Source organism: Mesorhizobium sp. M8A.F.Ca.ET.218.01.1.1, assembly GCF_004791165.1.
GTDB lineage: Bacteria > Pseudomonadota > Alphaproteobacteria > Rhizobiales > Rhizobiaceae > Mesorhizobium.
The window spans coordinates 881601-894940 of the sequence record NZ_SRUZ01000002.1; the positions used below are offsets into that span (position 1 = coordinate 881601).

At 64.6% G+C, this 13340-nt stretch carries 16 protein-coding genes; 3 read left to right on the forward strand and 13 right to left on the reverse strand.

All coding sequences use genetic code 11. The features are described 5' to 3' along the window. Nucleotides 1-48: 48 nt before the first annotated feature. The 7 genes from EN861_RS35385 to rplS form a co-directional block, all read right to left on the reverse strand. Nucleotides 49-321, reverse strand: coding sequence for a hypothetical protein (locus tag EN861_RS35385; protein WP_189343600.1), 273 nt, complete (start codon nucleotides 319-321; stop codon nucleotides 49-51). 59 nt (nucleotides 322-380) lie between these two features. Beyond that, nucleotides 381-1016 carry a class I SAM-dependent methyltransferase gene (locus EN861_RS10560; RefSeq protein ID WP_135863420.1) on the reverse strand — a complete coding sequence of 212 codons (636 nt, stop codon included), beginning with the start codon at nucleotides 1014-1016 and terminating at the stop codon, nucleotides 381-383. A 55-nt stretch (nucleotides 1017-1071) separates the two neighbouring features. Next, nucleotides 1072-1881, reverse strand: a complete 810-nt coding sequence (locus EN861_RS10565) for an amino acid ABC transporter permease (protein ID WP_135863422.1) — start codon at nucleotides 1879-1881, stop codon at nucleotides 1072-1074. Between the two features lie 75 nt (nucleotides 1882-1956). Then, nucleotides 1957-2754: a transporter substrate-binding domain-containing protein gene (locus tag EN861_RS10570; protein ID WP_135863424.1), complete on the reverse strand. Its 798-nt coding sequence runs from the start codon at nucleotides 2752-2754 to the stop codon at nucleotides 1957-1959. 168 nt (nucleotides 2755-2922) lie between these two features. Continuing rightward, a complete protein-coding gene (locus tag EN861_RS10575) occupies nucleotides 2923-3423 on the reverse strand; it encodes a MarR family winged helix-turn-helix transcriptional regulator (RefSeq protein ID WP_127872826.1) in 501 nt (166 codons plus the stop codon). Then, nucleotides 3420-3833, reverse strand: a complete 414-nt coding sequence (locus tag EN861_RS10580; RefSeq protein ID WP_135863425.1) for an organic hydroperoxide resistance protein — start codon at nucleotides 3831-3833, stop codon at nucleotides 3420-3422. The genes EN861_RS10575 and EN861_RS10580 overlap by 4 nt, the downstream gene beginning before the upstream one ends. A 439-nt stretch (nucleotides 3834-4272) precedes the next feature. Then, entirely contained in the window at nucleotides 4273-4821 is a 549-nt protein-coding gene (rplS, locus tag EN861_RS10585; protein WP_096451662.1) for a 50S ribosomal protein L19, read from the reverse strand. A gap of 338 nt (nucleotides 4822-5159) precedes the next feature. Here rplS and EN861_RS10595 point away from each other — a divergent pair, with 338 nt between their 5' ends. Beyond that, entirely contained in the window at nucleotides 5160-5912 is a 753-nt protein-coding gene (locus tag EN861_RS10595) for a sulfite exporter TauE/SafE family protein (RefSeq protein WP_127281190.1), read from the forward strand. On the opposite strand, the gene trmD is transcribed toward EN861_RS10595, so the two are convergent. Both trmD and rimM read right to left on the reverse strand, forming a co-directional pair. Then, nucleotides 5894-6592, reverse strand: a complete 699-nt coding sequence (gene trmD, locus EN861_RS10600; protein ID WP_127872825.1) for a tRNA (guanosine(37)-N1)-methyltransferase TrmD — start codon at nucleotides 6590-6592, stop codon at nucleotides 5894-5896. The genes EN861_RS10595 and trmD overlap by 19 nt on opposite strands. Further along, nucleotides 6589-7188, reverse strand: a complete 600-nt coding sequence (gene rimM, locus EN861_RS10605) for a ribosome maturation factor RimM (RefSeq protein WP_127276297.1) — start codon at nucleotides 7186-7188, stop codon at nucleotides 6589-6591. The genes trmD and rimM overlap by 4 nt, the downstream gene beginning before the upstream one ends. Nucleotides 7189-7303: 115 nt before the next feature. On the opposite strand from rimM, the gene EN861_RS10610 reads away from it, so the two are divergent. Both EN861_RS10610 and EN861_RS10615 read left to right on the forward strand, forming a co-directional pair. Then, nucleotides 7304-8242 carry a tyrosine recombinase XerC gene (locus tag EN861_RS10610; protein WP_127276294.1) on the forward strand — a complete coding sequence of 313 codons (939 nt, stop codon included), beginning with the start codon at nucleotides 7304-7306 and terminating at the stop codon, nucleotides 8240-8242. Between the two features lie 62 nt (nucleotides 8243-8304). Then, nucleotides 8305-9375: a TraB/GumN family protein gene (locus tag EN861_RS10615; RefSeq protein ID WP_127276291.1), complete on the forward strand. Its 1071-nt coding sequence runs from the start codon at nucleotides 8305-8307 to the stop codon at nucleotides 9373-9375. Between the two features lie 3 nt (nucleotides 9376-9378). Here the strand turns inward: EN861_RS10615 and EN861_RS36780 are convergent, their stop codons facing one another. The 4 genes from EN861_RS36780 to EN861_RS10640 all read right to left on the reverse strand — a co-directional run bounded on the left by EN861_RS36780 (nucleotide 9379) and on the right by EN861_RS10640 (nucleotide 13307). Beyond that, nucleotides 9379-10155, reverse strand: a complete 777-nt coding sequence (locus EN861_RS36780; RefSeq protein WP_348629804.1) for a DUF2867 domain-containing protein — start codon at nucleotides 10153-10155, stop codon at nucleotides 9379-9381. A gap of 456 nt (nucleotides 10156-10611) precedes the next feature. After that, complete coding sequence (gene lpdA, locus EN861_RS10630) at nucleotides 10612-12018, reverse strand: dihydrolipoyl dehydrogenase (RefSeq protein WP_127276288.1); 1407 nt, start codon at nucleotides 12016-12018, stop codon at nucleotides 10612-10614. 24 nt (nucleotides 12019-12042) lie between these two features. After that, complete coding sequence (locus EN861_RS10635; protein ID WP_127276285.1) at nucleotides 12043-12798, reverse strand: SDR family oxidoreductase; 756 nt, start codon at nucleotides 12796-12798, stop codon at nucleotides 12043-12045. Further along, entirely contained in the window at nucleotides 12795-13307 is a 513-nt protein-coding gene (locus EN861_RS10640; RefSeq protein ID WP_245464273.1) for a hypothetical protein, read from the reverse strand. The genes EN861_RS10635 and EN861_RS10640 overlap by 4 nt, the downstream gene beginning before the upstream one ends. Nucleotides 13308-13340: the final 33 nt, after the last annotated feature.

Genomic DNA, 13340 nt, shown 5'->3' on the forward strand with positions numbered 1-13340 from the left:
AGAATGGGAAAGAGCTGATGCCGCAAACCCGCGGCCGGCCGTCAGGGATCAGCGAAGTCGGCTGGTCAGGGCGCCGGACACGCGCGCGGAAAAGCGCGACGGCAGGCGTTTTCTGTCCTGCAGCACGAATCCCTTGTAAGCCGGATCGCTGAAAAGCTCTTCCATGGCCGGGTAGATAGCAATGTTTTGGCTTTTCGGCAATTGCGGCGTGGGTAAGCGCTTCTTCCTTCTCCCCTTGTGGGAGAAGGTGTCGCCGCAGGCGACGGATGAGGGGTGTTCCAGCGGAGTGAGACGCTGGCTTTCCCCTGGAACACCCCTCATCCGTCTCGGCGCTATCGCGCCGATCCACCTTCCCCCACAAGGGGGGAAGGGAAGTCCGCTCAAAGCACCTCGAACACAAACGTCTTCACCAGAGCCTCCGGCTCGGCAATCGCATAGCAGCGGAACCACGGGCTTGCCTCGACCGCCCGCCATTTCCCTGCCTGCTCCAATTCGTCGAAGACAGCCTGAAAACCGCCGCTCTCGAACACCTGGTCGCGCACGGTGAAGATGGCGTGGCCGCCCTTCTTCGTGATGCGCACCAGTTCGTGCAGGCTCGATGCCGGCGCATGGCTGATGGTGAACACGCCGGTCGAGAAGAAGGCTCGGAAATGCCCATCCGGCCACGGCAGCGGTCCGCCCAGCATCGCCGGCTTCAGCTCGCTGTAGGCGTTGCGGCTGCCGGCGATCTTGAGCATGTCGTTCGAGAGATCCAGCCCGGCGATGTCGCCGTAGCCGAGCGCCTTCAACGAAGGTCCCGACAGGCCGGTGCCGCAGCCGGCGTCGAGCAGCGGCCCCTCGCCCGCCGGCACGTGGCGCGCCACCCAGGCGGTGATCAGGAACGGCAGGAGATAACCGAGCGAGGCGGTCTCGCTGTCATAGGTCGCCGCCCATGCGGCATAGGCCTGCGCCAGCGTTTCGGGCGTATCGGCGGTGTAGACCGAATCCAGCGCCGCATTGGCCTTGTCGATGTTCATGGGCAAGCTCCTCCTCCGGTCAGCAGCCGAGCCTAACGCTGTCCTTGCCGAAAAACTATTCCTCCTGCTGGCGGCGCAAACGCCGCTCCAGCGCCCTGAGCGCCAGCGAAAGGCCGACGGTGAGGATGAGGTAGATATAGGCCGTTATCGAATAGGTCTCGAAGAAGCGAAAGGAACCGGCGGCATAGACCTTGCCCATCTGGGTGATGTCGGCGACGCCGAGCACGGAGACCAGCGAGGAATCCTTGACCAGGGCGACGAAATCATTGCCGAGCGGCGGCAGGATGGTGCGGATTGCCTGCGGGAACACGATCAGTCGGAAGCGTTGCGCGCGACTCAGCCCCAAAGCCTTCGCCGCCTCGATCTGGCCTTTCTCGACCGACTGGATGCCGGCCCGGAAGACCTCCGAGATGAAGGCCGAATAGCCGATGGTCAGCGCCATGATGGCGCGCCACAGCAACGACACGTCGCGCACCAGCAGTTCGCCGAGAATGCCGACATTCTGCAGCGGTGCGGTCAGCGCGTTCCAGGCCGCGACGAAGGCCGGCGCGCCGGCAAACGCGATCCAGAACAGCAGCACCAGGATCGGCACGCCACGGATGATCTCGACATAGAAGCGCGCGATCTGCCGCAGCCAGGTTGAAGCAGACAGGCCCATCAGCGCGATGCCGAGGCCAATCGCCGAGGCGAGCGCGAAGGCGACCACGGTGACGAAGACGGTGATGCCGATGCCCTTGGCGACGGTGGCGAAGACCTGGGCGTAGAGGTCGCTGGTGGCGATGAACAAGGCAGCCGCCAAGGCAAGGACGCCGGCGACGGCGAGCCACCAGGGGAATTCGGGTTTGGAGGTGGATGCGGATGGCATCAAAAGGCGCCGGAAAGGAAATCGCGCCGGGATTGCGCAATTTCCTGCAAATCCACTGCGCGCACCAAGATGGGCTCACTGCCCCATCTTGTAATCAAGGAACCACTTCTTATTCAGCGCATCCAGCGTGCCATCCGCCTTGAGCGCGGCGATCGCGGCGTTGACCGGCTTCACCAGGTCCGACCCCTTGGGGAAGATGAAGCCGAAATCCTCGGTTCCGAGCGGGCCGCCGATCAGCTTCAGCTTGCCCGCCGAAGCGTCGGCATAGCCCTTGCCGGCGGTGCCGTCGGTCAGCACGACATCGACGTCGCCGGATTTCAGCGCCTGTACCGTGGCCCCGAACGTCTCGAACAGTTTGATGCGCGGGTTCTGCTCGTTGCCGTCGAGCACGCTGTAGACGGCGGTGTAGAACGGCGTCGTGCCTGCCTGCGCGCCGATCAGTCCGTCCTTGAAGGCGCCGAAGGTCTTGGCGTCGGTGAAGCGGCTTTCATCGCCGCGCACCAGCATGAACTGTTCCGAGCGCATGTAGGGATCGGAGAAATCCACCTTCTCCTTGCGGTCGTCCTTGATGGTGATGCCGGTCATGCCGATGTTGTACTGGTTGTCGGAAACCGCCTGGATCATCGCGTCCCAGGAAGTGTTCTGGTACTCGACCTTGAAATTGAGCCGCTTGGCGATCTCGTTCATCGCGTCATATTCCCAGCCGATCTGTTTGCCGGTCTTGGCATCGATGAACTGCAGCGGCGGATAGGCGTTTTCCGTCACCACCACCACCTTCTTGCCGCCGAGATCGGGCAGCGCCTGCGCGAAGGCGGCAACGGGCGCCAGGACCAGAGCCAACAGGCCGGCCAGCAGCAATTTTGATTTTGTCACGACACACCCCCGAAATGATTGGCCGCGCGATGCTGGCGCGGCAGGAAAATCCAGCGCCGACTTTAGCTTTCCGCAAGCGCCTTGCAAGACGGGTCCACTGCGACGTTACGCGTCAACGTGGATTCCCGTGCTTCTGGGAGGCGGTTTTGAGGACAGTCCTTGCCGCGATCAATCTTGGTCAATCGTGGCTTCGCGCAATCCCGCGACCAGGCGGGTGAGCGTGCCGTGTAGGGTTTTGAGCTCGGTCCGCTCCAGCGGCATGCCGCAATCGAGCGCGGTCTGCACATCCTTCATGTTCGCGCGCAGGGCCTGGCCCTTGGCCGTCGGCTCGACCAGCACCCGGCGCTCATCGGCGGCATCGCGCCGGCGGGTGACGAGCCCGCCCGCCTCCATGCGCTTGAGCAGCGGCGTCAGCGTCGCCGAATCCAGGCCGAGCGCCTCGCCAAGGTCGCCCACCGTGCTCGGCGCGCGTTCCCACAGCGCCAGCATCACCAGATATTGCGGATAGGTCAGGCCAAGCGGATCGAGCAGCGGCCGGTAGAGCTTAGTCATCAGCCCGCTCGCCGAATAGAGCGCGAAGCAGAGCTGCTGATCGAGCCGTGGCACGGGGATCGCCCCGGCGGCTTCCGCCGGGACTTCGCTGGCTTTCGTTTCGACCTTTGCCGTCATACCGCCTTTACCGAAAGCGCCACTTCGACATTGCCCCTGATGGCGTTCGAATAGGGGCAAATCTGATGCGCCGCCGATACAAGCGCTTCCGCGGCCGCCTGATCAAGGCCTTTCGTCTCCGCCGCCAACGCGACGCCGAGCTTGAAGCCCTCGCCATTGGGAAGCAGGCTGACCGTGGAGGTTACCGCGGCATCCGCGAGCGGCAGCTTCTGCTTGCGCGCGACGAAGCGGACGGCGCTTTCGAAGCAGGCGGCATAGCCGATGGCGAAGAGCTGCTCGGGATTGGTGGCGCCGCCCGGCCCGCCGAGCTCCTTGGGCATCGCCAGGTCGACCTTGAGCAAACCGTCAGCGGTCTCGCCATGGCCGGCGCGGCCGCCGGTGACGCGAGCCTGTGTGGTGTAGAGTGCCATATCGTAATCTCCAGTTAATTTGTACACGATTATTTAGTACACAATATAATCAGGCGTCAAGCTCCCTGCCGCTGTGTTTTCGCTATCTTAGAGGATGGGAATCCCAGACTTCGTCATCCTAGGGTGTAGCAGTCGCGAAGCGACGTCGCGGAAACCCTAGGATCCATGCCGTGACGGTCAACCTAGCACAGCGGTTCAGATGGGGTCGCGCTCACCGGAGCCAGCTCTGCACCGTAGCGGCGCTCAGAAGTTGCGGCATGGATCCTCGGGTCTGCGCCGCGTCGCTTCGCTCCTTGCTTCGCCCGTGGATGACGACACACAGATGTCTCGGCCAATCGCCAAGGTGTCCGTAAACACGAAGAACCACGGTAGAATGCCTGGCTGTTCGCCAAAACGAAAAAGGCGGCCGAAGCCGCCTTTTGAATGGATTTCCGAAACCTTATTCGGCCGGAGTGGCTTCCGCGGCGGCCTTGGCTGCTTCGGCCTCGGCGGCCGCCTTCTTCTCGGCGGCTTCCTTGGCGGCCGTCTCGGCGGCCAGCGCCTGGGCGGCGGCGACCTTCTCGGCCTCGATGCGGGCCTTCTCGGCGTTCAGCGCATCGCGCTCCTCATCGTTGAGCTTGCGGGCGCGCACGCCGGTGTTTTCCGAAATACGGGCCGACTTGCCGCGACGGTCGCGCAGGTAATAGAGCTTGGCGCGGCGCACCTTGCCGCGGCGCACGATCTCGACGCCTTCGACCATCGGCGAGAACACCGGAAACACGCGCTCGACGCCTTCGCCATAGGAGATCTTGCGGACGGTGAAATTTTCCTGGAAGCCGGAACCGGCGCGGGCGATGACGACGCCCTCATAGGCCTGGACGCGGGTGCGGGTGCCTTCGGTCACGCGGACCTGGACGCGCACGGTGTCGCCGGGCTGGAATTCGGGGAGCTTGCGCTTGGCTTCGATCTTGGCGGCCTGTTCGGCCTCGAGCTGACGGATGAGATCCATCTTGAAATCCACTTCTTGTTCTTCCGACAGTCAGAGCGCCCTACGCTTGCCTTGCAGTTCCATTGACCGCTCGGCTATGCCCTTTGTCTCCAAGACAATTGTCTTTAAAACATCGGACAGGGGCGACTACACCGTCATTGTTGACGGGTCCGGAAGATTGTTCTTGCCGGTACGGGCGGGCACATACAGCTATTTCGGCGCTTTGTCACGCCTTGGCCATGCATTTTTTGCCGGCATGGCTCCCGGCATGGCACCATCGTAATCCTGTCGTGCCGGGTTGCGCCGGTCCGGCAAGCTTCCTAAGCCAGAAATAGCACAGTTCTTCACGGCGGCCTTCCATGTCAGTCTTCGATGCCATCCTGCTCTTCCTGGCGGGCTTTCTGTCAGGCGCCGCCAACGCGGTCGCCGGCGGCGGCACCTTCATCACCTTTGGCGCCATGACATTGATCGGCGTGCCGCCGATCGTCGCCAACGCCACCTCCTCGGTAACGCAATTTCCCGGCTACATCACCTCGACGCTCGCCTACTGGGACGACATCAGGCACTTCTGGCGCGGCGCGCTGCTGCTCTGCCTGATCTCCGCCATCGGCGCCATGGCCGGCGCGCTGATTCTGCTCGCGCTCGACAATCCATCCTTTCGGGCATTGGTGCCATGGCTGCTTTTGGGCGCGACCGCGCTGTTTGCCGCCGGACCATGGCTGAAGCCGGCGCCGAAAGCCGGACACGAAGCGGCCGTGGGCTCGCTCGCCGGTTCGCTGGCGCAGTTCATCACCGCCATCTATGGCGGCTTCTTCGGCGCCGGCATGGGCGTGATGATGCTGGCAACGCTCGGTCTGACCCAGGCCGGCGACTACCACCGGCTGAACGCGCTGAAGAACATGCTGGCCGTGGTCATCGCGGCAGTCGCCATCGTCGTCTTCGTCTCGGGCGGCGTCGTCGCCTGGCCGCAGGCGATCGTCATGATCCCGGGCGGAGCGCTGGGCGGCTATGCCGGCGTCTGGATCGCCAAGCGCGTGCCGCAGAACGCGGTGCGCGGCTTCGTCGTCGCCGTCGGCCTGTTTCTGGCTTTTTACTATTTCACCAAGGGCTGAGCGCTCAAAAGATCGGGCCGCCTCTCCTTCGTCAGCCGCTCTGACTGGTCCCGCCGCCATTCGGCGATCTTCTTGTGATTTCCGGAGATCAGCACGTCCGGAATCGGCCTGCCCTCGAACTCTTGCGGCCGCGTGTAATGCGGATGTTCGAGCAGGCCGTTCTCGAAACTCTCTTCCTCGCCGGAGACCGCATTGCCCATCACGCCGGGCAACAGCCGCACCACCGCGTCGAGCAGCACGAGTGCCGCCGGTTCGCCGCCCGACAGGATGAAATCGCCGATCGAGACTTCCTCTAGGCCCCGCGCGTCGATCACCCGCTGGTCGACGCCTTCGAAGCGGCCACACAGGATGACAGCGCCCGGCCCGGCGGCGAGTTCGCGCACGCGCGCCTGCGTCAGTGGTTTGCCGCGCGGGCTCATCAGCAGGCGGGGGCGCGCATCTCCCGGCGGCGAGGCATGGTCGATCGCCTTCGCCAGCACATCGGCGCGCATCACCATGCCGGCGCCGCCGCCGGCCGGCGTGTCGTCGACGGTGCGGTGGCGGTCGGTGGCGAAGTCGCGGATCTGGATCGCATCAAGCGACCAGGTGCCCGCCTCCAGCGCCCGCCCGGCCAGCGACAGGCCGAGCGCGCCCGGAAACATCTCGGGATAGAGCGTCAGCACCGACGCGGCAAAGCTCACCGGTTGCCCCCGGCGTCACGCGGTCCGCGCGGCCGGCCCTTGGGATCGAAATCGTCCTCGCGCGGCGCCTCGCCATCCTCGTCCTCGACCAGGCCGGCCGCCACCGGGTCGACGCGGACGAACCCCTCGGCGATCGACACGGCAGGCACGGCGGCCTGCGTGAACGGGATCAGCACGCCCTTGCGCCCGGCGAGCGTCACATCGAGGATGTCGCCGCCGCCGAAATTGTGCACCGCGACGACCTTGCCGATGGCAGCACCGGTATCATCCCGGATTTCCAGCCCGATCAGGTCGGCATGGTAGAATTCGTCCTCCTCGCCATCGTCCGGCAGCATCGAACGGTCGACGAACAGCTCCGTGCCGGCGAGCGCTTCGGCCGCGTTGCGGTCGCTGACGCCCTTGAAGCGCACCACGACAACGGTGTTGGCGGGCCTTATGTCGGTGATCTGGAAGGCACGGCCGTCCCTGGCGTAGAGCGGCCCGTAGTCTGCCAGCGCCATTGGATCGCCGGTGAAGGTTTTCACCCGGAGCTCGCCCTTGATGCCGTGGGCGGCACCGATCACGGCCATCTGGACGGGGTTTTGGAGCTTGCTCATGGCGAAAAATCCTTTGTCCCTGCTCTAGCGCCGCCCCGCCGTCATTTCAATGACGGGCTCTTCACCGCTTCCTAACCCGGCTGCCGGAAAATGACCGCGAACCGGAACAGACCCGATGCAGGAATTCCTCATACCGGCAAAACCCGATCTCCAGGCGGCGCGTGAAAACTGGCTGAAGATGCTGGCGCGCGAACGCCGGCTGTCGCCGCAAACCGTCGAGGCGTATGAGCGCGATTCTCGCCAGTTCCTGCACTTCCTCACCGGCCATATCGGCGGACCGCCCGGCATTTCCGATATCGCCAATCTGCGCCCGGCCGATCTGCGCGGCTTCCTCGCCGCCCGGCGCAATGCCGGCGCCGGCGCTCGCACGCTCGGCCGCGGGCTGGCAGGCATCCGCTCGCTGCTGCGATTCCTCGAACGGCGAGGCCTGGCCAATGCGGCGGGCGCCGCGGCCCTGCGGGCGCCACGCCAGCCCAAATCGCTGCCCAAGCCGCTGACGGCGAGCGATGCCAGGCAGGTGGTCTCCGTCGAGGGTCAACTGGCCGAAGAACCCTGGATCGCCGCCCGCAACGCCGCCGTGCTGACGCTGCTCTACGGCTCGGGCCTGCGCATTTCGGAAGCGCTTGGCCTCAGCGCCGCCGATTTGGCATCTGAAGCCGACACCGTGCTGCGCGTCACCGGCAAGGGCGGCAAGACGCGGCTGGTGCCGGTGCTGCCGGTCGCGCTCAGGGCTATCGCCGAATACCGCCGGCTCTGTCCCTACCATCTCGATCCAAAGGAGTTGCTGTTTCGGGGCGCGCGCGGCGGCCCGCTCAACCCGGCCATCATCCAGCGCGACATGGCAAAACTGCGCTCGGCGCTCAACCTGCCCGATACAGCGACGCCGCATGCCTTGCGCCATTCCTTCGCCACTCATCTGCTCGGCCGAGGCGGCGATCTGCGCACCATCCAGGAATTACTCGGCCACGCCAGCCTGTCGACGACGCAGATCTACACCGGCGTCGACACGACGAGACTGCTGGAAATCTACGAATCGGCCCATCCCAGAGCCTGAACCCTTCAATTTTGCCGTCCCGATTAACGGTTTTGCCGCTTTTCGGTCCTAGGAATGGGACCATGAAACGCGTCATCGCCATCGCCGACCGTGCAGCTTCCATCTCGCTGAAGCTGCTTGTCGCGCTCAACGTGCTGTTTTTCCTATCCTTCCTTGCTGTCCTGCTGTTCGCGGCCGGCAGGGCGCACGCGGAAATCCCGACCTGCACTGGCGCCGACATGCTGTCGGCCTTGCAGAAGGGCAGCCCCGCCACCTACGACAAGATCGAGGCAGAGGCCGCTGCCACGCTCAACGGCAAGGGTCTGCTGTGGAAGCTGGAAAAATCAGGCGAACAGCCATCCTACCTGTTCGGCACCATGCACATGACCGATCCGCGCGTCACCACGCTGCCGGCCTATGCACAGAAGGCCTTTGACGCCGCCGGCACCCTCATCATCGAGACCACCGACGTGCTCGACAAGCAGAAGATGATGACGGCGATGCTGAAGGAGCCGGACCTGATGATGTTCACCGACTCCACGACGCTGTCGTCATTGCTGTCGCCGGACGAGGCGGCAGCCATGAACGCCGCGCTCGACGCGCGCGGCATCCCGCCGGCAACGGTCGCCAAGATGAAGCCGTGGATGCTGTCGGCCATGATGGCGCTTCCGGCTTGCGAACTCGCCCGCCAGTCCAGCGGAGCGCCGGTGCTTGACGTCAAGCTGGCCGAGAGCGCCAAGGCGGCGGGCAAGCCGGTGGAAGGATTGGAAACAGCCGAGAGCCAGCTGCGCGCCATGGCTTCGCTGCCGCTCGCCTTTCACATGAAGGGTCTGGTCGACACGCTGAAGCTGGGCGACAAGGTCAACGACATCAACGAGACCATGATCGTGCTCTACCAGCGTGGCGACACCGGCATGTTCTGGCCGCTGTTCCGCGCCGCCATGCCCGACGAGCAGAACGACCCTGCGGGCTACGCCGCCTTCGAGGAGACCATGATCACCAGCCGCAACAAGGTGATGGTCGATCATGCCGGGCCGATCCTGGCCAAGGGCAACGCCTTCATGGCGGTCGGCGCGCTGCATCTTCCCGGTCCCGAGGGACTGGTCGAGGATTTCCGCAAAGCCGGCTATACCGTCACGGCGGTGGGGCTTTAAGCCCTATTTGATCAGGACCTGAGCCAGCATCGCCGGAACGATGATGCGGTGAAACGGCATGATGATGGCGAGATAGGTCCGCCCAAGCAGATTATGCGTCTTCACGATCGTCGACGCAGCCACCTCCTGCCGGCCCGCGCCGAGATCGTTCACCTCCACCAGGATGCGGAAATCGAGATGCCGGTCGTCCAGCCCAAGGACGACCCTGCCATGTGCCTGGCTGATGAGCGGAAATATGCCGATCCTGCTTTCCGGCGGCGCGTCGGGTTCCGCCCCCGTTTTCAGCCCAAATGGCCTGACCGCGAGGTTGCGCAGCTGCGTCAGCAGGCCGACCCATCCCGGTGTCCGCCCCAGCACGCGTTCGGCCGCGCCAATGGCGGTCAGGGCAAGGCCATCGGTTATCAGCACATATCGGTCGGCGAACTGAGCGCCGGCAAGAGCACCTTCGGGATCAGGAAAAGTCCGTGCAGTGGGCGTCATACCGGCAAATCCCTCGTAACCAACGATAGCATCCGCTGGTGTGGCTGGCTGCGTGGCGAAACGCCGCCTGACCGACGCGTTCATCGCGGTCGGCGCGCCGCACTTCCCGATCCAGAGGGACTGGTCGAGGATTTTCGTAAAGCCGGCTATACTGTCGCCGCTGTCAATTGAGTCGGATGGCAACTGGCGGATCTGCCCGTCGTATTTTCGGCGTGTCCCTTCGCTAGCGTGAAACCTGTTCAACGATAGCGCGTTGATGTCTGTTGATTGATAATTTTCATCCACGGAGGACACTTTCATGGCGAACACACCAAACGACACTCCTAGGCCAAGCGGCGGCGGCGGCGGCAGCCCTTGGCTGATTGCGCTGGTCGTCGTTATTCTGGCGATTGTCGCGTATTACGTTTTCGGAAGAAGCGGCGAGCACCCGGCACCCGCCGAGCCGCCAGCGGCGAGCACCCCGGCCCCGGCACCCGCGCCGGCTGAACCGATGAAGCCTGCCGAACCGGCCAAGCCAGCCGAACCGGCGCCCGCGCCCGCCCCGGCTCCTGCACCAGCGCCCGCGCCGGCCCCCGCGCCAGCTCCGGCACCGGCTCCGGCACCGGCCAACTGATCGGCTCGATATCAAAGACGAACGGCCCGCCGAATGGCGGGCCGTTTTGTTTTGGGCGACGAGCACGGGGTGTTTTGAGATTCAGGGCAGGCCGAACCGACCCTTCGTTCGCAGGCCGGCATCACCTGAATATCAAGACAACCCTAAATGTGGATCGGCTTGAAGAACGTGGCCAGCGCCGCTTCCTTCACCGCTTCCGACATCGTCGGATGCGCGTGGCAGGTGCGGGCCAGATCCTCCGACGAGCCGCCGAACTCCATCAGCACCGCCGCCTCATGGATCATCTCGCCGGCGCCGAAGCCGACGATATGCACGCCGAGCACGCGGTCGCTCTGCTTGTCGGCGAGGATCTTCACGAAACCGTCGGTGTGCAGCATGGCGCGGGCGCGGCCGTTGGCGGTGAAGGGGAATTTGCCGACCTTGTAGTCGATGCCGGCCTTCTTCAGCTCCTCCTCGCTCTTGCCGACCGAGGCGATTTCCGGACTGGTGTAGACGACGCTCGGAATGACATCATAGTTCACGTGGCCGGCCTGGCCGGCGATGGTTTCGGCCACCGCCACGCCCTCGTCCTCGGCCTTGTGCGCCAGCATCGGCCCGGCGATGACATCGCCGATGGCATAGATGCCGGGCACGTTGGTCCTGAGATGCCCATCGGTCTTGACCCGGCCGCGCTCGTCGACCTCGACACCCGCTTCCTTCAGCCCAAGGCTGTCTGAAAAGGCGCGGCGCCCGGTCGAGATCAGCACGACGTCGGCATCGATGGTCTCGGCCGCCCCGCCCTTCACCGGTTCGAAGGTGACGGTCGCGCCCTTCTTGGCCTTGGCGACGCCGGTGACCTTGGCGCCGAGCTTGAACTCGAAGCCCTGCTTGGAGAGCAGCCGCTGGAACTGTTTCGACACCTCGCCGTCCATGCCGCCCAAGATGGTGTCGAGGAACTCGACCACGGTGACCTTGGCGCCGAGCCGTGCCCAGACCGAGCCGAGCTCGAGCCCGATGACACCGCCGCCGACCACCACCAGATGGCCGGGAACCTTCTCCAACGACAATGCGCCCGTCGACGACACGATCACCTTCTCGTCGAAGTCGACCTTGACGCCGGGAATGCCGGCGACGTCGGAGCCGGTGGCGATAACGATGTTCCTGGTCTCGATCTCCTCGACCTTGCCGTCCTCGCCGGTCACCGAGACCTTGCCGGCGGCGACAACCTTGCCGGTGCCGCGGAAGGCATCGATCTTGTTCTTCTTGAACAGGAAGGCGACGCCGTTGACGTTGGCCGACACCGTCGCGTCCTTGTGCGCCATCATCTTCTTCAGGTTCAGCTTGGGCGCCGGGATTTCGACACCCAGCGCGTCGAAGGAATGGCCGGCCTCGGCGAACATCTCCGAGGCATGAAGCAGCGCCTTGGACGGGATGCAGCCGATGTTGAGACAGGTGCCGCCGAAGGTGGCATTCTTCTCGACCACCGCGACCTTCAGCCCGAGCTGTGCCGCCTTGATGGCGCAGACATAGCCGCCCGGTCCAGAGCCGATGATAACCACGTCATAAGCCATGTTTGTTTCCCTTTTGCTTGGGGCTCAGCGGCCGCCGCTGACATTCAGGATCGCGCCCGTCGTATAGGACGCGGCATCGGATAAAAGATAGAGGACCGCGCCGGCGACTTCATCCGCGGTACCGGCTCTTTTCATCGGCAGCAGGTCGCGGAACCGTTCGATCCGGTCGGGCTGGCCGCCGGAGGCGTGGATTTCGGTGTCGATGATGCCAGGCCGCACCGCATTGACGCGGATGCCTTCCAGAGCCACCTCGCGGGCAAGCCCGATGGTGAAGGTGTCGATGGCGCCCTTGGAGGCGGCGTAGTCGACATATTCGCCGGGCGAACCCAGCGTCGCCGCCGCCGACGAGATGTTGACGATCGCACCGCCCGAACCGCCATGCCGCGTCGACATGCGCTTGACCGCCTCGCGGGCACACAGGAACGAGCCCACGACATTGATGCGCATCATGCGCTCCAGCCGCGACACATCCATCTCGTCGACGCGCGCCTTGACGTCAACGATGCCGGCATTGTTGACGAAGGCATCGAGCCTGCCAAAGGCGCGGTCGACGGCGCCGAACATGGCCACGATGTCGGTTTCCTTGCCGACATCGCCCCTGACGGCAACAGCGTCGCCGCCGCCGGCCCTGATCTCGGCAACCAGCGCATCGCCGGCAGCCTTGTTGGAGGCGTAATTGACCGCGACACGATAGCCGGCCTTGGCTCCGAGCCGGCAGATAGCGGCGCCGATGCCGCGGCTGCCGCCGGTGACCAGCAGCACTTTTTGCATCGTGGTCATTCCTGGCACCCCTTCATCGAGAACACATCCGAGGGCACTTTCGAGAAGCCGGTGCCGCCGCCGTAGGCTCGGGATTGCCTGAGCACTGGCCCGAGATCGGGCAGGATCAGCGTCTTTGGCGCCTCTACGCCCTCGGCCGGCAACAGGCCGACAGCGCCCTTGTCATCGGCCGTATAGATGACGCCGTTCCACAGCGTGCAGGCGGCAAGCTCGGCGCCGGTCACGTCACCCTCCGGGCATTTGTACATCAGCGCGCCGTTTGGCCGCGATACGTCCTGGGTCCACATGACGATGCCGTTCAGCACCACATTGTTGTCGAGGATCAAGCGAAACGTGTTGGTGACTGTGGCCGAGGTGCCTGTCGGGGTGAAGTCGATCTCGGCGCCACTTTGTGCATCGCCGTAAACGGCAAGCTCGATTGGACAGGCGGCCTGGGCATTTGCAACAGGCGCGAGAATGCCGGCCACCAGCACGACCGGTCCGGCGAGCCCAAGCAAACGGGCCATCATTGGCCACCCCTGCCGCAACCCGCCATCCGACCG